The 22,581-nt window shown below is 55.1% G+C and carries 24 protein-coding genes; 12 read left to right on the forward strand and 12 right to left on the reverse strand.

Annotated elements, in window-relative coordinates; genetic code table 11:
• Window positions 1-5: 5 nt before the first annotated feature.
• Entirely contained in the window at window positions 6-2,282 is a 2,277-nt protein-coding gene (gene bcsB, locus IEV29_RS03980; protein WP_188379957.1) for a cellulose biosynthesis cyclic di-GMP-binding regulatory protein BcsB, read from the reverse strand.
• A gap of 319 nt (window positions 2,283-2,601) precedes the next feature.
• A complete protein-coding gene (gene hemN, locus IEV29_RS03985) occupies window positions 2,602-4,050 on the reverse strand; it encodes an oxygen-independent coproporphyrinogen III oxidase (RefSeq protein ID WP_188379958.1) in 1,449 nt (482 codons plus the stop codon).
• A 209-nt stretch (window positions 4,051-4,259) separates the two neighbouring features.
• On the opposite strand from hemN, the gene IEV29_RS03990 reads away from it, so the two are divergent.
• The 4 genes from IEV29_RS03990 (at window position 4,260) to IEV29_RS04005 (ending at window position 7,398) form a co-directional block, all read left to right on the forward strand.
• On the forward strand, window positions 4,260-5,048 hold the full coding sequence (locus IEV29_RS03990; RefSeq protein WP_188379959.1) for an oxygen-binding di-iron domain-containing protein: 789 nt from the start codon (window positions 4,260-4,262) through the stop codon (window positions 5,046-5,048).
• 76 nt (window positions 5,049-5,124) lie between these two features.
• Window positions 5,125-6,045, forward strand: a complete 921-nt coding sequence (locus IEV29_RS03995; protein ID WP_188379960.1) for an ABC transporter ATP-binding protein — start codon at window positions 5,125-5,127, stop codon at window positions 6,043-6,045.
• Window positions 6,046-6,086: 41 nt separating this feature from the next.
• Window positions 6,087-6,848, forward strand: a complete 762-nt coding sequence (locus IEV29_RS04000) for an ABC transporter permease (protein WP_188379961.1) — start codon at window positions 6,087-6,089, stop codon at window positions 6,846-6,848.
• 151 nt (window positions 6,849-6,999) lie between these two features.
• Window positions 7,000-7,398, forward strand: coding sequence for a lysozyme inhibitor LprI family protein (locus IEV29_RS04005; protein ID WP_188379962.1), 399 nt, complete (start codon window positions 7,000-7,002; stop codon window positions 7,396-7,398).
• Window positions 7,399-7,417: 19 nt separating this feature from the next.
• Here IEV29_RS04005 and IEV29_RS04010 read toward each other — a convergent pair whose 3' ends face one another.
• Entirely contained in the window at window positions 7,418-7,846 is a 429-nt protein-coding gene (locus IEV29_RS04010) for a YybH family protein (protein WP_188379963.1), read from the reverse strand.
• Window positions 7,847-7,927: 81 nt separating this feature from the next.
• Between IEV29_RS04010 and IEV29_RS04015 the strand changes: the two genes are divergently transcribed.
• Window positions 7,928-8,254, forward strand: a complete 327-nt coding sequence (locus IEV29_RS04015) for a GNAT family N-acetyltransferase (RefSeq protein WP_188379964.1) — start codon at window positions 7,928-7,930, stop codon at window positions 8,252-8,254.
• Here the strand turns inward: IEV29_RS04015 and IEV29_RS04020 are convergent.
• From IEV29_RS04020 to IEV29_RS04035, 4 genes are all read right to left on the reverse strand, one after another.
• The gene (locus IEV29_RS04020) at window positions 8,236-9,291 is read right to left on the reverse strand and encodes an alkene reductase (RefSeq protein ID WP_308632704.1); all 1,056 of its coding nucleotides are present in this window, start codon (window positions 9,289-9,291) and stop codon (window positions 8,236-8,238) included. The two genes, IEV29_RS04015 and IEV29_RS04020, sit on opposite strands and share 19 nt — an antisense overlap.
• Window positions 9,292-9,338: 47 nt before the next feature.
• Complete coding sequence (locus tag IEV29_RS04025) at window positions 9,339-10,517, reverse strand: MFS transporter (RefSeq protein WP_188379965.1); 1,179 nt, start codon at window positions 10,515-10,517, stop codon at window positions 9,339-9,341.
• A gap of 29 nt (window positions 10,518-10,546) precedes the next feature.
• Window positions 10,547-10,858 carry an ArsR/SmtB family transcription factor gene (locus IEV29_RS04030; RefSeq protein ID WP_194428270.1) on the reverse strand — a complete coding sequence of 104 codons (312 nt, stop codon included), beginning with the start codon at window positions 10,856-10,858 and terminating at the stop codon, window positions 10,547-10,549.
• Between the two features lie 184 nt (window positions 10,859-11,042).
• Entirely contained in the window at window positions 11,043-11,951 is a 909-nt protein-coding gene (locus IEV29_RS04035; protein ID WP_188379966.1) for a LysR family transcriptional regulator, read from the reverse strand.
• A gap of 127 nt (window positions 11,952-12,078) precedes the next feature.
• Between IEV29_RS04035 and IEV29_RS04040 the strand changes: the two genes are divergently transcribed.
• A complete protein-coding gene (locus tag IEV29_RS04040; RefSeq protein WP_188379967.1) occupies window positions 12,079-12,834 on the forward strand; it encodes an SDR family NAD(P)-dependent oxidoreductase in 756 nt (251 codons plus the stop codon).
• 6 nt (window positions 12,835-12,840) lie between these two features.
• Here IEV29_RS04040 and IEV29_RS04045 read toward each other — a convergent pair whose 3' ends face one another.
• Window positions 12,841-14,007: a PA0069 family radical SAM protein gene (locus tag IEV29_RS04045; RefSeq protein ID WP_188379968.1), complete on the reverse strand. Its 1,167-nt coding sequence runs from the start codon at window positions 14,005-14,007 to the stop codon at window positions 12,841-12,843.
• Window positions 14,008-14,069: 62 nt separating this feature from the next.
• A complete protein-coding gene (locus IEV29_RS04050; protein WP_188379969.1) occupies window positions 14,070-15,236 on the reverse strand; it encodes an alpha-hydroxy acid oxidase in 1,167 nt (388 codons plus the stop codon).
• Between the two features lie 51 nt (window positions 15,237-15,287).
• On the opposite strand from IEV29_RS04050, the gene IEV29_RS04055 reads away from it, so the two are divergent.
• From IEV29_RS04055 to IEV29_RS04065, 3 genes are all read left to right on the forward strand, one after another.
• The gene (locus IEV29_RS04055) at window positions 15,288-15,458 is read left to right on the forward strand and encodes a hypothetical protein (protein WP_188379970.1); all 171 of its coding nucleotides are present in this window, start codon (window positions 15,288-15,290) and stop codon (window positions 15,456-15,458) included.
• A 79-nt stretch (window positions 15,459-15,537) separates the two neighbouring features.
• Window positions 15,538-16,725: an HPP family protein gene (locus IEV29_RS04060; RefSeq protein ID WP_188379971.1), complete on the forward strand. Its 1,188-nt coding sequence runs from the start codon at window positions 15,538-15,540 to the stop codon at window positions 16,723-16,725.
• Between the two features lie 53 nt (window positions 16,726-16,778).
• A complete protein-coding gene (locus IEV29_RS04065) occupies window positions 16,779-17,237 on the forward strand; it encodes a PAS domain-containing protein (protein WP_188379972.1) in 459 nt (152 codons plus the stop codon).
• A 154-nt stretch (window positions 17,238-17,391) separates the two neighbouring features.
• Here the strand turns inward: IEV29_RS04065 and IEV29_RS04070 are convergent, their stop codons facing one another.
• On the reverse strand, window positions 17,392-17,985 hold the full coding sequence (locus tag IEV29_RS04070) for a restriction endonuclease (RefSeq protein WP_229726216.1): 594 nt from the start codon (window positions 17,983-17,985) through the stop codon (window positions 17,392-17,394).
• Window positions 17,986-18,114: 129 nt separating this feature from the next.
• On the opposite strand from IEV29_RS04070, the gene IEV29_RS04075 reads away from it, so the two are divergent.
• Window positions 18,115-18,657: a M15 family metallopeptidase gene (locus IEV29_RS04075; protein ID WP_188379973.1), complete on the forward strand. Its 543-nt coding sequence runs from the start codon at window positions 18,115-18,117 to the stop codon at window positions 18,655-18,657.
• A gap of 62 nt (window positions 18,658-18,719) precedes the next feature.
• On the opposite strand, the gene IEV29_RS04080 is transcribed toward IEV29_RS04075, so the two are convergent.
• The gene (locus tag IEV29_RS04080; RefSeq protein ID WP_188379974.1) at window positions 18,720-19,601 is read right to left on the reverse strand and encodes a LysR family transcriptional regulator; all 882 of its coding nucleotides are present in this window, start codon (window positions 19,599-19,601) and stop codon (window positions 18,720-18,722) included.
• Between the two features lie 121 nt (window positions 19,602-19,722).
• Here IEV29_RS04080 and IEV29_RS04085 point away from each other — a divergent pair, with 121 nt between their 5' ends.
• Window positions 19,723-20,646 (forward strand): NAD-dependent epimerase/dehydratase family protein, encoded by a 924-nt coding sequence (locus IEV29_RS04085; protein WP_188379975.1) that lies wholly within the window; start codon window positions 19,723-19,725, stop codon window positions 20,644-20,646.
• A 94-nt stretch (window positions 20,647-20,740) separates the two neighbouring features.
• Window positions 20,741-21,745, forward strand: a complete 1,005-nt coding sequence (locus tag IEV29_RS04090) for a zinc-binding alcohol dehydrogenase family protein (RefSeq protein WP_188379976.1) — start codon at window positions 20,741-20,743, stop codon at window positions 21,743-21,745.
• Between the two features lie 104 nt (window positions 21,746-21,849).
• Here the strand turns inward: IEV29_RS04090 and IEV29_RS04095 are convergent, their stop codons facing one another.
• Window positions 21,850-22,545, reverse strand: a complete 696-nt coding sequence (locus tag IEV29_RS04095) for a DUF4197 domain-containing protein (protein WP_188379977.1) — start codon at window positions 22,543-22,545, stop codon at window positions 21,850-21,852.
• Window positions 22,546-22,581: the final 36 nt, after the last annotated feature.

Consider the following 22,581-nt stretch of genomic DNA (forward strand, 5'->3'; position numbering starts at 1 on the left):
CAACATCAATCCTTTTTATTCTGTTGCAGGCGACGCGCCGCAATGCCACGCAAGGTACGGAAGGCAAACAGGGAAACCAGAATCGCTACAAAAATGCCGAGCACGGCAACCAGGAAAGGATGATTGTTGAAGTAGAACCAGATCCAGCGCCACCATGGCAGATGGCCGACATAATAGACATCGTTGGAAGTACGGAAACTCTGCACTTCCGCGCCGCCAATCAACGCCAGATCACCGCGCACACTCCGCATTTTGCCCGGATCCTGAATCGCATTGAGGGCATCCGGCAAAAGATCCGCACTGGTCGCCGTCAATGCCACGACGCTGCGACCACTGCTGATCGGCGACTGAAAGCCAAGGATCGCGGCCAGCGGGCCATCGCCAGTCCAGGTCGATGTGGCGCCCAGAATCGGTGCCGGCTTGCGCCCCAAGCCAAACCAGTCATAGAACGCATTGACCGCACCACTCAATGGCGCAAAACTGCGCTCGGTCGCCCGGATCAGGGCCGGCATCGACTTGCCCCACTTTTCGAGCACATTGCTGGCGGTGCCATCCGAAATCAGCAGGATGTCGGTATCACCCACATTGTCCAGATCACGCGTATTGACCAGCTTGAAGTAAGTGGCAGGCGCGCCCGTCGAGGCACCCATGCTGCCCATCACGCCCAGAAAGGTCGAAAGTTCGGCCAGTTTCGGCTGGTCGGAAATCACCACCGTGGTCTCGGCCAGATCGGCAAATTTGGTGAACGGAAAACCATTGTTGGCAAAGAAGCTCAGATTCGGCATGGCCGCATAGTGATCGAAGCGCGATAGATCCAGTGTGGAGTCGGGATCGATCTCGGCACGATTTTCACTCAGATTAGTCGCCCGGCAATGGCCGGAATCCGATGGTGGCATATCGAATCGGAAGTACAGACGATTATTGCTGCCGATCCGGAATGCCGGGATGTTGATATCGCTATGCGCCGATGCCATGTCCTCGCCAAGAATCGGCAGTTGCAGACGGCTCGCACCGTCCCGACGCTGATTGCCAAGCAAGATCGTATCGACATACTCGTCATTGATCTCCACATTCAGACGCGCCGTTTCGCCTTCGCGTACGGGTGTATGACGGTATTTCAGATTGATCAGCACACCCTTCGTGTCCCATCCGAACAGATCAGCCGGCATACGAGCATTCAGGGTCACGCCGCCCAGCGTGATACCGCGAGTCTGCAGATCAAAAGGATTTTTGACCAGTTCGCCAAAACGCACGGGACGACCGACCGGTATCCAGCGTGGCACATCGTAGGCGGCCTTACGTTTCGGATATTGCAGATCCTTGACCGTCATGCTGGCACCCGTCATGGCTGCCTTGCCCAAGGTAATCGCATCTGCTGCCAGTTGCAGATCCGCCGCATCGCGCCCGAGAATCAGCAGCAGCTTTTGTCCCGGCTGTGTCGGATGCGCCACCATCGAAATCGTTGGCCCATTGACCGGTGCAATGTTCGGCAAATAGGCGGGACGATGCGCATTGGTCAAAAACACAATCGCATGCTTGTTCGGCAAACTGTTCAGGAAGGTCGGAAAGCGTGCCTGACGGTAATCCGCATGACTGCCAAACCATGACGCCAGCACACCCGCCGCCCGCAACGTCGCCAGGTCCGGCGTGCCATCAAAGACGAAGGGCAGATTCAGCCGGCTGTTGTCACGTGCATCGAAGAACGGTGCCGGAAAGATGGCAAGATCATTGGTCAGCGTGGCTGACTGATATTCCATCTCCAGCGTGCTTTCATTGCTGATCGTGGCCCACAGGCTGGAATGGAATGGCGATTCGCATTCCATCGTGTAGTGACCGATCAACTGTATCCGCAGCTTGTTGTAGTCCGTCATGTAACGCGGATCGAGATCCAGCACCACACGCTGTGGTGCCAGCACCGTCTCGCGTGTGACGGGCACAATCTGCACGATCTCATCGTTGATGAAAACCTTGAGATGCGAAATCCCCGGCAACAATGCCGGTGACAAGGTGTAGCTGAGATTGAGCCTTGCTTTGGCCACGACTTCATCGAGACGCACGCTGAAGCCGATCTCGCCGGCACCATCGATGCCCCGCAGTTCCATCGGACGCGCCATCCCCAACCGCCTCAATGTGGTGGATGTTTTGCGTAATGAAGTGGAGGTCGCTGCTTGTTCAGAATAATCATTGCTTTCATCGCCAAAACCTTGCGCCCATGCCGGCATGGCAACGCCGATCAACAAAGCCAGGGTGATAAAAGACTTACCGAGAGAAATTGGTCGCATAAAGTGAATGAATTGTCGTTCAGGTCGCAATCAACATCGCTTACATGCACATCAGAAACGTCTGTTCTTTATTGATCGTTCTTGAATAAACAGCTTTCTGCCGCGCAAGATCACTCCGGTATATAGAGCGATACTGCCTCGATTGTATGCAGAGAAACAAAAATCTTCACTAATTAATTTAACGAATTTCTATTAACAAAATGCAATTACGTTGTTTATGGGAGATGCCAATCCAGCTGCATAGGATGAAAGCCGCATGCAAACCTAATCTGCATGCGGCTTTCGATGGCGATGTGAGAAAAAATGGAAGGTCGTACGGCTAAATCGTGCGCGAATAATTTTGCGGCGTTGGCGAAGTCGTATGCATCAGTCCGACGTCTTTTTCTGCGGTGCGCAGATGATGATCGAAAACCATGCAGATATTGCGGATTAACAATCTGCCTTTCGGTGTGACCGTGATCCAGTCTTCATCCATGACCAGCAAGCCGTTCTCTTCAAGGTGCTGCAACTCCAGCAGTTCCGTCCTGAAGTAACTGTTGAAGACAATCGGATACGCCAGTTCGATTGCATGGATTGACAGCTCAAAATGGCACATCAGCATCTGGATCACGATCCGACGCAGCAGGTCGTCCATGCTCAGTCGCATACCGCGCACGATCGGTAATTCATTCTGCTCGATGCGATCGTAGTACTCATCGAGCGTTTTGGCGTTCTGGCTGTATGTCGCACCGACTGCACTGATGGCGGAAACACCGCACGCAATCAGATCGGCTTCCGCATGGGTTGAGTAACCCTGAAAGTTGCGATGCAAGCGTCCCTGCCGTTGGGCAACAGCCAAATCATCGGTCGGCTTGGCGAAATGATCCATGCCAATGTAAACATACCCCGCATCGGTCAGTCGCTGAATGCACAAGGCAAGCATCGCCAGCTTGGTATCGCCGACCGGCAGATCGATATCGGCAATCCGGCGTTGCGGCTTGAACAGGTGCGGCATGTGTGCATAGTTGTAAACCGAGATACGATCGGGGTCGGCTGCAATCACCTTGTCCAGCGTGCGCTGCATGGTTGCCAGATTCTGTTTGGGCAAACCGTAAATCAGATCGATACTCACCGAGCGAAAGCCCGCCTCACGCGCTGCAGCGATCACGGCACGCGTTTCCTCTTCCGGCTGCACACGATTGACCGCCTTCTGTACCTCCGGATCAAAATCCTGCACACCCAGACTGATGCGATTGAATCCCTGATTACGCAAACTCAGCACGCGTTCACGCGAGACGGTGCGTGGATCAACCTCAATCGAAAATTCACCTTCCGCATCCGGCACAAACTCAAACCAGCGCTGTAGATGCGCCATCAGGTCACCCATCTGCCTGTCGTTGATATAGGTCGGCGTACCGCCACCAAAATGCAACTGTTCGACGCGATTGGCCCCTGCCAGCAAGCGCCCTTGCATATCGATCTCGCGTTTCAGATAACGCAGATAGGTCGCTGCCTTGCTGCGATCACGCGTCACAATCTTGTTACAGCCGCAGTAATAGCAGACCGATTCGCAAAACGGGATATGGATATACAAGGACAACGGATGGACATTGCCGCGCGTAATCGCACCGTTTACCGCCTGCAGATAATCCCGATAGGCAAACTCGGGCGTAAAGCGGTCAGCGGTCGGATATGAGGTATAGCGTGGTCCCTTGCGATCCAGCTTCTGGATGAGTGCCGCATCGAACTCGACATCCAGATTGTTCGTGATTGTGATCAGATCGGTCATGCATGGCTCCGTAGTCAGGTCGGTGTCGATACTTACGACCCATGCATGCAGTGTAGGGACAGCCCTGCACGACCCATTGATTTACATCAAAAACGCCAAAGAGACAGGAGCGACCGGACTTTGATGTAAATCAACGGACAAGAGTGTCAGCGATTCGATAATCCATCAGCGCGTGCTGGAGGCGTAAAGACTTATGGATCAGGACAACTATGGCAATCGAACTATTCAATAACGGCAGGCATATCTGCCTGATGTTTTCCGATCTGGCGGATGAAGATGGCGAATCGGTACAGTCGAATCAGTTCCTCATTGTGGAAGGCGATAACGGCATCCTGCTTGATCCTGGAGGCGTGCTGACCTACAACGAACTCTACATGGCGATGAGCAAATACTTTCCACCCAAGCAACTGCAGTACATCTTTGCCTCTCATGCCGATCCCGACATCATTGCGTCGCTGCCACGCTGGCTCAACGGTTCGCAAACCAAGTTACTGATTTCCCGTATCTGGTCCCGCTTCGTTCCTCATTTCTGCCCGCAAGGAAAAACCGAAGACCGCATCATTGCCCTGCCGGATGAAGGCACACTGTTTCCTTTCGGCACCACGACTTTTCAAATATTGCCGGCGCACTTCCTGCATGCCGAGGGCAACTTGCAGTTCTACGACCCGACCAGCCGCATTCTGTTTTCCGGCGACATGGGTGCGTCGATGATGAAGCCTGAGCATGCGGCCGCCATCGTCACCGACTTCGACAGCCATGTCCCGTACATGAAAGGCTTTCATACACGCTACATGGTATCGAACAAGGTTTGCCGGTACTGGGCAGCGATGGTCCGGGAAATCGATCCTGAATGGATCGTGCCGCAACATGGCGCGCCGATGAAAGGTCGCCAGGTCATTACCAGATTTCTCGACTGGATCGATACGCTGGACTGTGGTGTCGACCTCATGACGCGCAGCATGTACATGCCGCCACACAAGGTCAGCATTGCGCTCTGACCGATCCGGACGCTCCGCGGCAGGCTTTCATGCATCGCATTACAATGCTGTGGATCAACAGCACATTGGAGTTCGCTTGCAGTCCATCATTTCGGTCCAACAGCTGACCAAGCAATACGCATCCGGCTATCAGGCCCTGAAAGGCGTGAACCTCGAGATCAAGCGTGGTGAAATTTTCGCCCTGCTCGGTCCGAACGGTGCTGGCAAATCCACCCTCATCAATATCATCTGCGGCATCGTCAACCCGAGCAGCGGCACCGTGCTGGCAGATGGGCACGACATCATCAACGACTTTCGCGCCGCGCGCAGCAAGATCGGACTCGTCCCGCAGGAACTGAGCACCGATGCGTTTGAAACAGTGTGGGCAACCGTCAATTTCAGCCGCGGCATCTTTGGCAAGCCCAAGGATCACGCGCACATCGAAAAGGTTCTGCGCTCGCTGTCGCTGTGGGACAAGAAGGATTCCAAAATCTTCGCCTTGTCCGGCGGCATGAAGCGGCGCGTGATGATCGCCAAGGCGCTCTCGCACGATCCGCAAATCCTGTTCCTCGATGAACCGACTGCCGGGGTGGATGTGGAATTGCGGCGCGACATGTGGGACATGGTGCGCGCCCTGCGCGAGAACGGTGTGACCATCATCCTGACCACGCACTATATTGAAGAAGCCGAAGAAATGGCCGACCGCATTGGCGTCATTCGCAAAGGCGAGATCATTCTGGTCGAGGAAAAGCACGCACTGATGACCAAGCTGGGCAAGAAGCAGTTACGCATTCAGTTACAACAGCCGTTGACCGCTGTTCCTGCAGCGCTGGCCGGCACGCAGCTCGAACTGGCTGATGACGGCAACGAACTGGTGTACACCTTCGACGGCCAGAGTGAACAAACCGGTATTGCCGAATTGTTGCGTCGTCTGGATGAACACGGCATTGCAATCAAGGATCTGCAATCAAGCCAGAGCTCACTCGAAGAAATCTTCGTCAATCTGGTTCATTCCTGAACTGCAGGCCCGACGATCAAAGAAGGCAACAAGAAAACATCATGAATTTTTACGCAATCCGCGCCATCTATCATTTCGAAATGTCACGTGCCTGGCGCACGCTGATGCAAAGCATTGCGTCACCTGTCATTTCGACGTCGCTGTATTTCATCGTGTTTGGTGCTGCCATCGGTTCGCGCATGGCCGAGATCGATGGCGTCAGCTACGGCGCCTTCATCGTGCCGGGCCTGATCATGATGACGCTGATGACGCAAAGCATCTCGAATGCATCGTTCGGCATCTTCATGCCCAAGTATGCCGGAACGATTTATGAAGTCCTGTCGGCACCGATCTCCTATGTCGAGATCGTGATCGGCTATGTCGGCGCGGCGGCCAGCAAGTCCGTCATCCTCGGCCTGCTGATCCTGCTGACGTCCGAATTCTTCGTCAGCTTCACGATCCAGCATCCGTTCTGGATGCTGTTCTTCCTGTTTCTGACGTCCATCACCTTCAGCCTGTTCGGCTTTGTGATCGGTATCTGGGCAAACGGATTTGAAAAGCTGCAGATCATTCCGTTACTGGTGGTCACGCCGTTGGCGTTTCTAGGCGGCAGCTTTTACTCGATCACGATGCTGCCTGAGATCTGGCAAAAGATTGCCCTGATCAATCCGGTGGTCTATCTGATCAGCGGCTTCCGCTGGAGTTTCTTTGGCGTTGCCGATGTCCATGTCGGCATCAGCATCGGCATGACACTGTTCTTTTTAGCGGTCTGCCTTGCGCTTGTTGGCTGGATTTTCAAGACGGGTTATCGTTTGAAGAACTGATCGTCGACATGGTGATCCCGCACGGAAAACATGTGTTTTATTGACGTTGCGCAAATTTTCACGCAAGCTGTTCGCGCATGATGAAGTCATTCGGCTGAATGCGCTTCGTCTTCTTCTCACTGATTTGTTCACTTCTTCAGGATCACGCAAAATGAAAAAAAACCTCCTGTTTGCTCTGGCCTTGCTGCCACTGTCCGCGATGGCTCAACAAGTCGATCCTTGTGTAACCAAGGGTAGCGCGCAGGAAATGAGTGCATGTGCCAAGGATGCTTTTCACAAAGCGGAAAAAGAACTCAACGCAACCCATGCCGCCTTGCTGAATCAGATGCCGGAGAAAGATGAAGATGGCATTCCCTACAAAGCCGTGAAAAAACAAATGGCCACGGCGCAAAAATCCTGGAAGAGCTTTGTGGAAGAGGACTGCAAAGCGGTCAGCATCTACAACCGCGGCAGCGCACTGAAAGAAATCGAATACTACAGCTGCTTGCGTGTTCATACCGAACAACGCATTTCCGATCTGAGCCGCTTCGTTCGCAAGCCCAAGTCTTAACGACGTCTAGCAGGAATGGTCAGCGTTTTTCCATTCCTGCCCGCATACTGCCGTACGGATCGTCTATCACGTAGAGCCATGATCCGTCCGGCTGTTTTCTCAATACTTCCAGCGTATCCACACTTGCCTGCTTCGGATTGCCATCCTTGTCAGTCCAGTTCAGCTCTGCCTTCATCCGGTTGGTAGCCAGCGTGCCATCCGCACTGATTGTCGCCGTAATGAAATCAATCGTGAAGGTCGGCTTCAACGCAATCAATCCTAGATTGTTCTCGCGGATTGCATCAAGGCCATGCATCAGGCGGCCCGATTTTGAAAACAGAATGGCGTCAGGTTCGTACAATGACACCACCGTATCGATATCGCCGCGTTCGATCGCTGCGACGAGAATGCGACTGCTGTCGTCAGGTGTCCGTGCAACACGGGTGTCAGGTGCGCGATCGGCTGGCATGCGTGGTCTCCAATTTCGCTGTGATCAAACAGGGTATGCTCTGCCCATACGTACAAGTGCAGCCATACGACTCTGAAGAGTATGAATCCATCTTTCGAAAACCGTTCCCCGACCAGCCGTCGGCATCAGCTATTCGATGAAGGACGTTTGCTTGGCTTTGTCGACTATCACCTGTTTGGCAATATTGTGATTCTGACGCATACCGAGACCAATCCGGAATTGCCGGGGAAAAGTCACGGTAGCGCACTTGCCGAGCGCATCACGATGCATTGTCGACTGAACGGGCAACGCATCATGCCGGTATGCAGCTTTTTTGCCCACTTCCTTCGCACCCACCCCGAGCATCACGACATGCTGACCCCGGAAGGCAGGCGGATTCTGGAAATCGGTCAGGCCAGCGCCGGATAGTCCGTATAGCCGGGTGCGCCGCCACCGTAGAATGTCTGTGCATCCTGCGGGTTGAGTTCGGCATTCTTTTGCAACCGCGCCGGCAAATCCGGATTGGCAATGAAGGCACGGCCAAATGCCACGGCATCTGCCTCGCCCGACTGCACGGCCTGTTCGGCCGCTTCTTTGGAAACACCATCATTGGCGATATAGGCGCCGCGGAACAGCTTCCTAAACTGCGGTCCAAGCCGATCGCTGCCCAGCACTTCCCGAATGAAGACGAAGGCAATGCCGCGTTTGTCCAGTTCGGTCAGCACATAACCAAAGGTCGCCAGCGGATCGCTGTCGCTGATCGAATGCGACGTACCACGTGGCGACAGATGCACGCCGACACGATCCTTGCCCCACACGTCGATGCACGCATCGACGACTTCCAGAATCAAACGCGCGCGATTTTCGATTGAACCGCCATAAGCATCGGTGCGCTTGTTCGTGCTGTCCTGCAGGAACTGATCAAGCAGATAGCCATTCGCACCATGCACTTCCACACCATCAAAACCGGCACGCTTGGCATTTTCCGCACCTTTGCGATAGGCATCGACGATGCCTGGAATCTCATCGAGCTCCAGCGCGCGTGGTACGACATACTCTTTCTTTGGACGCACCAGGCTGACATGTCCTTCTGCCGCGATGGCACTTGGCGCGACCGGCAACTCACCATTCAGATAGATCGGATCGGAAATACGGCCGACGTGCCAGAGCTGAAGGTAAATACGACCGCCAACCTTATGCACGGCTTCGGTCACCAGCTTCCATCCTGCGACCTGCTCTTCCGACCAGATACCCGGCGAATCCGGATAGCCAACCCCTTGTGGCGTGACCGAGGTTGCCTCTGTCAGGATCATGCCGGCCGATGCGCGCTGCGCGTAGTACTCAGCCATCAAGGCATTCGGCACACGGCCTTCACTTGAGCGCAGACGCGTCAGCGGTGCCATGAAGATGCGATTTTTCAGTTCCAGATCACCAACCTTGATCGGCGTATAAAGGGATGTACTCATGATGCTCCTTGATTAATCAGTCAGGAAATCGTTTCAGTCAACTTCGCTCAACCGCAGACTGCAACAGCGTCTGCCTGTTTGCTTTCTTTTGCCGCCAGCCGCATGCACAGGCGTGTCGCCAGCATCGCAGCCACTCCCAAGCCCGCGCCCACCAGGGGGACGGCCTGCAAACCATATCCGGCATCGATCGCCATGCCGCCGGCCCATGCGCCTAGCGCATTACCGACGTTGAACGCACCGATGTTCAGAGTCGCCACCAGATTCGGCGCACCCTTGCCAAACGTCATGACATTGATCTGCAGACCCGGCACCGCAGCAAAACTGGCCAGCGCCCACAGGAACAGATTGATTTCCATTGGAATCAAATGCGGGCTGGTCCAGCGCACAATGGCGCTGCTCACTGCCAGTGCGATGAAAATGCCGGTCAGTGCGGTACCAAGCCGCCAGTCAGCCAGACGACCGCCAATGTAATTGCCGACCGTCAAACCCAGCCCGATCAGGAATAAGGACCACGTCACACCTTGCGGCGGCAAATGTGTGACTTCTTCCAGCAACGGTGCCACATACGTGAACAAGGCAAAGGTTGCAGCCGAAAACAGAACCGTCATCGACAAGGCGACCCACAGACCTGCGCTACGCAACTGACCGATTTCCGCGCGCAGATCAGTTTTCTCTTCCACCGCCTGCCTCGGCATGACCACCCACAAACCGGCCAGCGACAACACCCCCAGAATCGCCACACCCCAGAACGGCATTTGCCAGCCAGCCAGGTGGCCCAATGCCGTGCCAAGCGGTACACCCAGCACATTGGCCAGCGTCAAACCGGTAAACATCAGCGCAACTGCGGATGCCTTGCGATTTTCCGGCACCAGACTGGCTGCAACCACCGACCCGATACCAAAGAAAGCGCCGTGGCACAGCGAGGTAATCACACGCGCCACCATCAGGAAGCCATAGCTGTCCGCAATGGCGCAAAGCACATTACCGACGATGAAGATGCTCATCAGAATCAGCAAGGCGCGCTTGCGCGGCAAGGATGCCGTCGCCACCGCCATGATCGGCGCACCGATCGCCACACCAAGCGCATAACCGCTGATCAGCCACCCCGCACTCGGAATGGAAACAGACAAGCTGCGCGCAACATCGGGCAGCAAACCCATGATGACAAATTCGGTGGTGCCGATGGCGAAAGCGCTAAGCGCAAGAACGAGAAGAGCTAAAGGCATGAAAAACTTTCGAGGAAGAAAGGCAGGTCTTACAGATCGCCGTGAATGGATTCAAGGAAGGCGGCGATGGTCTCTTCATTGCGTTTGAAGAAAACCCACTGCCCGACGCGGCGCGGCGTAATCAGTTCAGCCGCCTGCAGCGTCGACAAATGCGCGGATATCGTCGATTGCGACAAGCCGCTGCGTTTGTCGATCTGACCGCAGCACACGCCAAAGTCGAGCGGATGCTCCTGTTCAGGAAAATTCACTTCCGGATCCTTGAGCCAGGCAAGAATCTGACGACGCACGGGATTGGCCAGCGCCTTGTGAATGGCATCAATATCAATGGATGGTTTGGTCATGGCTTCAGACAAAACGAACAATTCCGAATCAAATATCGGGAAATATAAAATTTAATATCGTCATATTACGATATAAATGGAAATGTTGCCGGACGTGGAAAAATCGCCTTTCAGCCGTCAGGCCGCTACAGCGATGTCAGCGAAAGAATCGGGAACGACGAAATTCAAAATGCACTGCACATCGTTATCGATATGTCTGCATCAATTCACTCAACCAGTCCATGAAGACCTGGACCCGCTTGGGTAAATGACGACGATTGGGATACAGCAGGGAGATCGGCATCGGACGTGCCATCAACGCAGGAAGCACTTCGATAAACGAGCCGTCCAGCAATTGCTCCCGTGCACTCACCCGCGGCACCTGGATGATACCGAGTCCGGCCAGACAGGCATTGCTGTACGACTCGGCATTGTTGACCGTCACATTGGCTTTCAGCATGCGCCAGGCGTACACGCCTGAACCGGCCGTTGTATCAAGATACTCAAAGGGATATGGCTTGGTACCCAACGTGGTCGCGTAGCCAACCATCACATGCGCATCCAGATCATCGAGATGCATGGGCATGCCGTAACGCGCCACATAAGCAGGGCTGACACAGTTGACCATATCGAATTCCCCCAGCGAACGCGCAATCAAGCCCGAATCGCTCAGCGTCCCGATGCGCAGCACGCAATCGAAACCTTCCTGAACCAGATCGACACGCCGGTCCGTACTGCTCAATTCAATTTCGATTCCCGGATGCTGTTCCAGAAACGCCGGTAACTGTGGAATCACCAGATTCTTGGCAACACCAGTCGGCATATCGACACGCAATCGCCCATGCAGCGCCCCCGGTGTGTGGGCAAAAAGCGTTTCCAGCTCTTCGACGTCCGACAACAGATCGCGACAACGCGCATAAAAGGCGATGCCATCCTGCGTCAGTTGCACTTTTCGTGTCGTTCGGTGCAACAGACGCGTTCCGAGCAGGCTTTCCAGTTGCTGTACGGACGTCGAGACGCTGGCCTTGGGCAAACCCAGACTCTCCGCAGCCCGTGTAAAGCTCGCCAGCTCCGCCACCCGCTGAAATACCTGCATCGCTTCGAGTTTATTCATTTGTCAGCAATTGTTCGTTATTTATGAACAGTCTAACTATTTTTATCCAATTTATCTATCCAATAACCAGTCATACACTGCCCTTCATCGCATTCTTGATTCATCAACCCATCTACAGGAGAACAGCATGACCAACATCGCACTCATCACCGGCGGTAGCCGCGGCCTCGGCAAGAACGCTGCCCTGCATCTGGCTCGCAAAGGTACGGACATCATCCTGACCTACCAAAGCGCACGCGAGCAGGCAGAACAGACCGTGCAGGAAATTCACTCCCTGGGACGTAAAGCCGTCGCCTTGCAACTCGACGTCGGCAATGCTGCCAGCTTCGCGGAGTTCGCTGACAACGTGCGCACAGCGCTGCAACAGACCTGGCAGCGAGAACAATTGAATGCGCTGGTCAACAATGCCGGAATCGGCATCCACGCCAGCTTTGCCGACACCACGGAAGAAGACTTCGATCATCTGGTGAACATTCACCTGAAAGGTCCGTACTTTCTGACGCAAAAATTGCTGCCGCTGATTGCCGACGGCGGCCGCATCATCAATATCTCCAGCGGTCTGGCGCGCTTCGCCCTGCCCGGCTACGCGGCATACGCCACGATGAAAGGTGGGATTGAAGTGTTGACACGCTATATGGCGAAGGAGCTCGGTGCGCGCGGGATTGCGGTCAATACCGTTGCGCCGGGCGCGATCGAAACCGATTTTGGTGGTGGTGCCGTGCGGGACAATCAGCAATTGAATGACTTTGTTGCCGCACAAACCGCATTGGGCCGCGTCGGTCTGCCGGACGATATCGGCGGCGTCATCGCCTCGCTACTGTCGGAAGACAACCGCTGGATCAATGCGCAGCGCATCGAGGCATCCGGCGGCATGTTTCTCTAAGCGGTATCAGAACAGATCGAGCTGGCCGTCATTTTTCGCAAGATGACGGGGGCTCGTTCTGCCTGCGGGCACGATCACCGGGCGCCGGAACTGGCTGCTATCCAGCCCCTTGAATCGATTGCTGCCTCGCCTGCCATAACGTGCGACGGCCTTTTCGAATCGCTGCCTGATGAGGTCAGCCCAAATCCCTTCACCGCGCATGCGATTGCCAAAGGCGCTGTCATAGTCCTTGCCGCCACGCATTTCCTGAATGCGGTTCATCACGCGTTGCGCACGGTCCGGAAAGTGCGCCTGCAACCACTCCCGAAACAGGGGGCTGACTTCCCACGGCAGACGCAGCACGATGTAATGCGCGCTCGTTGCACCGGCATCGAAAGCCGCGGCCACGATGCGCTCGAGATCCGGTTCGGTCACAAACGGAATCACCGGCGCGATGCTGACACTGACCGGAATGCCGGCAGCAGCCAGCGTGCGAATCGTGCGCAATCGTCGTTCGGGCGAAGCGGCGCGCGGCTCGAGCGTACGGGCAATGACAGGATCAAGTGTGGTCAGGGTGATGGCAGTTGCGGCCAGGCTGCGTTCGGCCATCGGTGCCAGCAGATCGATATCGCGTTCGATCAATGATGACTTGCTGATCAACCCGACCGGATGCGCGCACTCGCGCAACACTTCCAGCACGCCGCGTGTCAGGCGCAACGCCCGCTCGCCGGGCTGATAGGCATCGGTATTGACGCCCAGCGCAATCGGCTCGGGCTGATAAGTGCGCCGCGCCAGTTCCTGCCGCAACAATTCGGCCGCATTGATCTTGGCGTAAATGCGGGTTTCGAAATCCAGTCCCGGCGACAGTCCGAGATAGCTGTGAGTTGGCCGCGCAAAACAGTAAATGCAGCCATGCTCGCAGCCGCGATAAGGATTGAGCGAAACGCCGAATGGAATATCCGGCGATGCATTGCGGCTCAGAATGCTGCGTGCAGTTTCGTGAATGATCTGGGTACGCAGACGCGGCGCATCCGCTGCAGCATCTCCGGCTTCCTCATGCTCGTCCCAGCCATCGTCGAAACGTTCGCGTGCCTGCAATTCGTAACGGCCTTGCAGGTTGGAGACGGCGCCGCGGCCCTTGCGGGCACCGGGCGCGGGCTGAATGAAAATCGGCTGTTCTTCCTGATCGACCATGATCCACCAAATACTGTATATAAATACAGTATTCTAGAACATCACCGACATCGTCGCTCTACTTAAACCGCGCTTTGCGGCGTCAGCCAGGTGCCGGGAATCAGGATCGATTTGTCTACCTTGCGCACATCGGTCAGGCCACAAAATGCCATGGTCAGATCGAGTTCGCGCTCAATGATGTCGAGCGTCTTGGTGACGCCCTCTTCCCCCATCGCACCCAACCCATAGAGAAACGCACGACCGATGTAGACACCCTTGGCACCCAGGGCAAGCGCCTTGATGACGTCCTGCCCCGAGCGAATGCCGCTGTCCATATGTACTTCGATCTCGCGGCCGACTGCATCGACAATCGCCGGCAAAGCCGCAATGCTGGACAGCGCACCGTCGAGCTGGCGACCACCATGGTTGGAAACCACGATGGCATCGGCACCACTATTAACCGCCAGACGTGCATCTTCGGCATCCATGATGCCCTTGATGATGAGCTTGCCGTCCCAGCGCTGCTTGATCCATTCCACGTCAGCCCATGACAGGGCCGGATCGAACTGCTGCGCAGTCCAGGCAGACAGCGAAGACAAGTCCGAAACCTCGGTTGCATGCCCCACGATATTGCCAAAGCCGCGTCGCGGCGTCTGCAACATGCCCATGCACCAGCGTGGCTTGGTCATCATGTCGAGAATATTCGGCAGCGTCAGCTTGGGCGGTGCCGACAGGCCGTTTTTCAGATCCTTGTGGCGCTGCCCCAGCACTTGCAAATCCAGCGTCAAGACCAGTGCCGAACAATTGGCGGCCTTGGCGCGTGCGATCAGGCGCTCGATAAAGGCGCGATCCTTCATCATGTACAACTGGAACCAGAACGGTTTGCTGGTATGGGCGGCGATATCCTCGATCGAGCAGATGCTCATGGTGGATAAGGTGAAGGGCACGCCAAATTTTTCGGCTGCACGCGCCGCCAGAATCTCGCCATCGGCATGCTGCATGCCGGTAAAGCCGGTTGGTGCGATTGCGACCGGCATACGTACCTCTTGACCAATCATGGTGGTCCGCAAGCTGCGGTTTTCCATATTGACCGCCACACGCTGGCGGAACTTGATCGGCTCAAAATCACTGCAATTGGCGCGATAGGTCGATTCGGTCCATGAGCCCGCGTCGGCATAATCGTAGAACATGCGCGGTACGCGTTTCTGGGCAAGGACACGCAAATCTTCAATACAGGTAATGACGGGCATCAGGTCTCCTCCGTTTTGGCTTCGGCTCATCCGGCGTTGCCGTACGCGTGAATGACGATTCAACAGGCGTTTGATTTTGGTTCAGGCATTCTATGTGTTCTTGCCGTTTGGCGACACAGCGCAGCGATGAATGCTTTTAAACAGTACGAAGAATTTACTCATCCGGGTTGTTTGATCCGCCAGGATGAATCCTTGCAACAAATCTTTTTAAATAGCATTTAAAATGCATAATATATAAACTTGTGAACATACCAAGGCACCTGCCTGCTTTTTGCAGGCACTGATATTGTTCAAGAAAAATATGCATCCCTCCGTACTCAACTGGCTCCGCTCGTTTCTCCCCACCCAAGGTTATGTCGATCGCTTTGAACGCATGCGCGGTTCGGCGGGTGCCTTGTTCGGGCTGGTTCTGACCGGTTCCGTCACATATCTGATTCTCGGCGACGGCGTCGGCACGGCGTGGCTGATTGCGCCGATGGGGGCTTCGTCGGTTCTGCTGTTTGCAGTGCCGTCCAGCCCATTGGCACAACCATGGTCGATCATTGGCGGCAATCTGCTGGCAGCGATCATTGGCATTACCTGCGCCAAATTGCTTGATGCACCCGTGCTGGCGGCAGGTGTCGCGGCAGGCCTCTCGATTGGCGCCATGTTCTGGTTCCGCTGCATTCACCCGCCAAGTGGCGCAGTCGCCTTGACAGCAGTTCTCGGCGGACCGGTCATCCACGACATGGGATACACCTTCGTACTTGCGCCGGTTCTGCTGAATTCCGTGCTAATGGTGCTGTCCGCCCTGTTCTACAACAACGCGACACGCCGCCCTTATCCGCATCGTCCCCAGCCTGCCGCCGATCAGCCGCGTAAGCACGAAACCACTGATGCCGCGCCGACCGAACGCGCCGGCATCACTGCACAGGATCTGGACGAAGTGCTCAAACGCTACAATCAGGTGCTTGATATCAGCCGCGGCGATCTGGAAGCCATCATGCTGCAGACCGAAATGCAGGCGTATCGTCGCCAGGTTGGCGAAACCACATGCGCCACCATCATGTCCAAGGATGTCGTCACCGCCGAGTTCGGCACGCCTCTTGCTGAGGCATGGCAACTACTGCAGCGTCATGATCTGACCGCGCTACCGGTCATCGACCGCGGTCGTCACGTCATCGGCATCATCACCAAGGCGGATTACCTGGCGCATGCGGAAGCACAGACCCACGAAGGACTCGGCCAGCGCATCGCGCATCTGATCCGCCCTTCGCAATTGAGTCACACCGAAAAACAGGAAGTCGTCGGACAGATCATGACCCGCGAAGTCATCACGGCACAGGCAACGCAGTCGATCGTCGATCTGGTGCCACTGATGTCCAATCAGGAACTGCATCAGGTACCGGTCGTCGATGCCAAAGGACAACTGGTTGGGATTCTGTCGCAAAGCGATCTGATCGCCGCCCTCTACGAAACCACCATGGCCGAGCGTCATCTGAGCAACTGAATCACAGACAATCCAATCCAACCAACACGCACAGCCAATTCAGGGAGATAGCCATGCACACCGATTACGATCCAGCGCTTGCCAAAAACATTGTCGATCAGGCCACGGATGCCATCATTTTTGCCGACCGCGATGGACTTGTACGCGTGTGGAATGCCGGCGCGGAACGCATTTTTGGTCACAAGGCGGAAGACGTGATCGGCGGCACGCTCGACATCATCATTCCGGAACGCATGGTCGATGCCCACAACAAGGGTTTCAATCACGCTCTTGCGACCGGGCAAATGAAGTACGTCAACAAAGTGCTGACCACACGCTCCATGCACAAAGATGGCAGCCGCATCTATATCGACATGAGCTTTGACATGGTGCGCGATGCCAATGGCACGATTCTGGGCGCGCTGGCGATTGCACGGGATGTCACCGAACGTCAGGCCAATGATGCTGCCACGCGCGTCAAGATGGCTGAACTTGAAAAGGCACTGGCCGAAAAAGCCGACAAGGCAGACTAAGGCAAAAGCAGGCAGAACAGGCGTAAAAAAACCGGCGAGCCACTCGGCCCGCCGGTTCCATGCTTCAGGTCAGCTCATGCCGACTCTTCTGCCTCCTCCACTGCTGCGCGCTCCTGACAGAGCACCCAGCCTCGGAAATCGTTACAAGTTCTGATCAGACCTTGCCCGTTTCGGTATAGCGCAACTCGCGCAACAGCTTCACCAGCGGCATGCCGTTAATCAGACGAATCTTCTTCTCGGCGGCAAAATTCAGTGCGGTTTGCGTATATTCGCCTGCCGTGATGTAAAAACCTTCAGTCGCGCCCTGCTTTTCTACCGCTTTCTGCAATTCCTTCAAGGGCTCGATACCGGTATTGACGACGCGCCAGCGCTTGCAGCTCACCAGTGCGGTACGACCATCTGCCTTGATTTCGAAGTCTGCATCCGGGGTATTGAGTCGTTTTACGACGTAGCCATCGCGTACCAGCGCCATTTCCACTTCGGCCGAAAACTGCTCCCAGTTCAGCTTGCGCATTGCCTGCAGCACCTCTTCAGTGCGCATCGGGCCCGGCTCGTCCCACTGCTGCTTGAAGCGAATAAAACTGATGATGATGAACGGAATACCCATGATGGTACCGAACAGTCGGTAACCCGGCGGCATGGAAACCACGCCAATCAAACCCATGAACGCACCGATGAAGCCGCTTACATACCAGTTGGCACGCAAAAGCTGGGCAAACACCGAGTTCTTTGCCATCTTGAATTTCACAACCACCTCTCTTGTTTGCAGGCGGCATAATAGCAAACTTCACCGGCGGAGTACGGGTTTTCCCGTAGGTTTTCGTATAAAACGGTATGAAGAAACCCTCATTTTTTGGACGAATCTGGCAAAAACCGCATGAATACTGAGCAATCCGATACCTGCAAGGAACGCATCCATCAGGAGTTGCATCGCCTGGGGATCCCGATGTCCTGGATCACAGACAAGAAATTACCGTTCTATCCGGAAGCGACTGAGCTGGTGCTCGGTGATTTTGCGCCCGATGGACGGGAATGCCTGATGACGCCCGCAACCAGCAAGGCATGGGCTGACATGAAGGATGCCGCCAGACAGGATGGCATCGTGCTGGAAGTCGTTTCTTCATTCAGAACGATTGAGCGACAGATCGACATTATTCAAGCCAAGCTGAATCGCAACATGCCGATGGAAACCATCCTGACGCTCAGCGCACCGCCCGGTTATAGCGAACACCACAGCGGCTGCGCGCTCGACATCAACACGCCGGGCTGCACGGCAACCGAGCCGGAATTCGAACATACCGCTGCCTATCGCTGGCTCGAAACGCATGCCGGCCGGTTCGGCTTTACCTTATCGTATCCAAAGGACAATACCCTGGGCTTTATCCATGAGCCTTGGCACTGGTTTCACAATGAAATTTGAATGCAATTTATAAGATAAATTACATTAATTTAATTCCATATCTATTTGAATTAAAAAAGAATTTATATTTTTTCCTGCAGAAAATCGAGAAAACAGCTGATGCGCCGCGACAACTGTGTGTTGCGGTAGTACACCGCTTGGATAGGACGCTGATAACCGGTGTAATAATTTCCCAGAATCGACACCAGTCTTCCGGTATCAATATCCTTGCGCGTCATGAATTCGGACAGGCACACAATCCCTTGTCCTTCAAGCGCCAAGGCACGTAACGTTTCTCCGCTCGATGCCAGCATGGCTGGCTTGATGGTCAGCCATTCGCCGTTTTCGTGTCGCAATGGCCATTTGTTTCCCGTTTCGTACTGTAAAAACCCAAGTGTCTGATGCGCTTGCAGATCGGCGGGCGTTTGCGGCGTGCCATGTCGCTGCAGATAGGCAGGACTGGCCAATACCGACATGCAACCAGATCGCAACGCGCGCGCATGCAAAGTGGAATCGGCAAGCTCGCCAACCCTGATTGCAATATCCGTTCGATGTTCCAGCAGGTCGGCAATCTGATCATGGCTCGTCAGTTCCAATGTGATCTCTGGGTAGCGGGCGCGGAACTCGGCAACATGCGGCACGATCACGTGCAGGATAAAAGGTGACGCAGCATCGATACGCAAGCGACCGCTTGGTCGCTGTCGCCGGATGCGAATCGATTCTTCCGCTTCGTCCAACGCTGCCAGAATCGCCCGCGCCTTGGCGAGTAGCCAATCGCCCTCTTCCGTCAACTCCATGCGACGCGTCGTCCGTGTCAGCAAGGACGTCGCCAGTTTCTCTTCCAGCCGTGCCAGGGCGCGACTGATTGCCGACGTGGTTTGTCCCAGATTGGCTGCGGCGGCTCCGAGCGTGCCGCTATCGACAACAGCGACGAATACCTTCAAATCATCCGAACTGAGATCCATTGTTGCTCCAAAAGCAAATATATTTTGATGATATCGCTATTTTTAACAAGAATGAAAAGCGACATAGTAATTCCATCGCCGCACGTCAGTACGGCATTCATTCAAAACAAAGGAATAGACTATGAACGTCTTCATCACAGGCGCAGCAGGTTATATTGGCGGTTCGGTGGCCGACCGACTCATGAAAGCCGGTTATCAGATTCGCGGACTGGTGCGTACGCAAGAACAGGCAAATCGCATCGCCCAACTCGGCATCAGCCCGGTGATCGGCACACTGGACGATGCCGATATCCTGGCACGTGAGGCACAGGCTGCCGACGCAGTCATCAATGCTGCCAGCTCGGATCACCGCCCTTCCGTTGAAGCCATGTTGCATGCACTGGAGGGATCGGGCAAAGCCTTCATCCACACCAGCGGCTCCAGTGTCGTCGGCGACGATGCGCGCGGCGAATGGAAATCAGACAAGATATATACGGAAGACACGCCAGTCGCAGTGGTGCCGGAAAAAGCCGCACGTGCTTCTCTCGATCAGTTGATCCGCGATGCAGCTCAGCACGGCGTGCGCTCAGTCATTCTGTGCAACACCATGATTTATGGCACCGGCCTGGGTGCCAGCTCGAACAGCGTACAGATACCGCCTCTGGTGGCACAGGCACAGAAGAGCGGTGTCGCACGCTACGTTGGCAAAGGTCTCAACGTCTGGTCGAACGTCCATATTGCCGACGTCACCGAGCTTTATCTGCTCGCCTTGAAAAATGCGCCAGCCGGGTCGTTCTACTTTGTCGAAAACGGCGAGGCTTCCTATTCCGACATCGTTGCTGCAATTGCGCGCCGCCTGAATCTCGGTGAACCGCAAGCCTGGCCAGTGGAAGAGGCCATCAAGGAATGGGGATTCGGCCACGCGGTCTACTCATTTGGCTCCAACAGCCGCGTGAACGCCGACAAGGCACGCAAGGAGCTGGGCTGGAAACCAACGCATACATCGGTGTTCGACTGGATCGAACACGATATGAAACTCGATACCCACGTAGTCAATCCACGCTAAACCGTAATCGGGAGAACCGGGCACAATTCAGTATCTCCTGACGTCCCGCTCGACAAAAAGCACGATCCTGCATACACATAAAAAAGGAAACACCATGAAAGCCATCGCCTATCGCCAACCCTTGCCAATCAATGATCCACAGTCCTTACTGGATATCACCCTGCCAGATCCGGTACCTGGCCCGCGCGATCTACTGGTTGAAGTACATGCAATCTCGGTCAATCCGGTTGACGTCAAGGTGCGGTCCAGCGCCACTCCACCGGCAGGCGAAACCAAGGTCATCGGCTGGGATGCAGCAGGTGTCGTGCGTGCCGTCGGCGACCAGGTCACACTTTTCAAGGCTGGCGATCATGTCTATTACGCCGGATCAATTACACGTCCGGGTGCGAACAGCGAATTGCATCTGGTTGATGAGCGTATCGTGGGCTCTATGCCTTCGTCACTGGATTTTGCTCAGGCGGCTGCCTTGCCGCTGACGTCGATCACCGCATGGGAATTGCTCTTCGATCGGCTCAACGTGCCAACCGACAGCAAGGATGCGATTCTGGTCATTGGTGCCGCAGGGGGTGTCGGCTCCATTCTCGTACAACTGGCCCGCAAGCTGACCAATCTGACCGTGATCGGTACCGCCTCGCGTAGCAATACCAGAGAATGGGTCGAAAAACTCGGCGCGCATCACGTTATCGATCACACCCAGCCCTTGTCGGCAGAGCTCAGGAAAATCGGTTTCGAGAACGTCAAGTATGTCGCCAGTCTGAACCAGACCGACCTGCACTACGACGAGATCGTCAAACTGATCGCGCCGCAAGGTCATCTGGCATTGATTGACGATCCTGCCTCGCTGGATGCGATGCCGCTCAAACGCAAAAGCGCATCGCTTCACTGGGAATTCATGTTTGCCCGCTCGATGTTTGAAACACCGGATATGCAGAAACAGCATGACTTGCTGAATGAAGTCGCCAGCCTGATTGATCTCGGTACCTTGCGTACCACGCTGGCAGAACACTACGGCACCATCAATGCAAAAAACCTGAAACGCGCGCATGCATTGATCGAGAGCAATCAGGCCAAGGGAAAAATCGTGCTTGAAGGGTTTTGATCCGCAGTAGTCCCTGCACGCAAATGGGCATGCCACCCGGCACACCAACAAAAAACGGCACTGCATTCCTCATGCAGTGCCGTTCTGTCGAGCAGCAACTATCCTTACTTCACAGCACCAAAAACCTTGCCAAGGATCGCGCTGCCTGTCCCGACCGGATCGGCGCGAATCGATTTTTCTTCTTCACCAATGATCTTGTACAAACCGTCTAACGCGCGCTGGGTCACGTAATTTTCCACCGTCGCCTCGTCCTTCGATACCAGACCGGAAGAACTGGCTTTACCCATCAGCGTGTTGTACTTGGCAGACAAGCCATTTTTGTCCGTGATCTTTTTAACGATGGGCAAAAACTGCGTGCTCAGCGGGGTTGCCGTTTTCTGGCGGAAGAACTCCGTCACCGAGGTTTCGCCACCCGTCAAAATATTCTTTGCATCCGTCACACTCATCGATTTGACCGCGTTGAGCAGCAAGGGCTTGGCCTGTGCCACAGCAGCTTCTGCGGCGTGGTTCATCGATGTCTGCAACTCGTCGACTTTCTTGCTTTGCCCCATCATGCGCAAGATGGGCATGGCCTTGTCGAGCGAGGCCGGCAAACCGATCCGGACCTTGTCATTATTCAGAAAGCCGTTTTCGACACCCAGCTTGTTGACCGCAACATCCGCACCCTTCTCCAGCGCCGCCTTGACGCCACTGGTTGCGTCCTTGGAACTGAGATCGGACAGCGATAATGCCGACGCAAACGAGGCAGCAGAAACCAGCAACGCAGCGCACACCGCATGGGACAACTTGCAAGGGAACATGAGTACTCTCCGACTGATGATTTATCCGGCCTTATG

This window comes from Oxalicibacterium faecigallinarum (assembly GCF_014635705.1).
GTDB lineage: Bacteria > Pseudomonadota > Gammaproteobacteria > Burkholderiales > Burkholderiaceae_D > Oxalicibacterium > Oxalicibacterium faecigallinarum.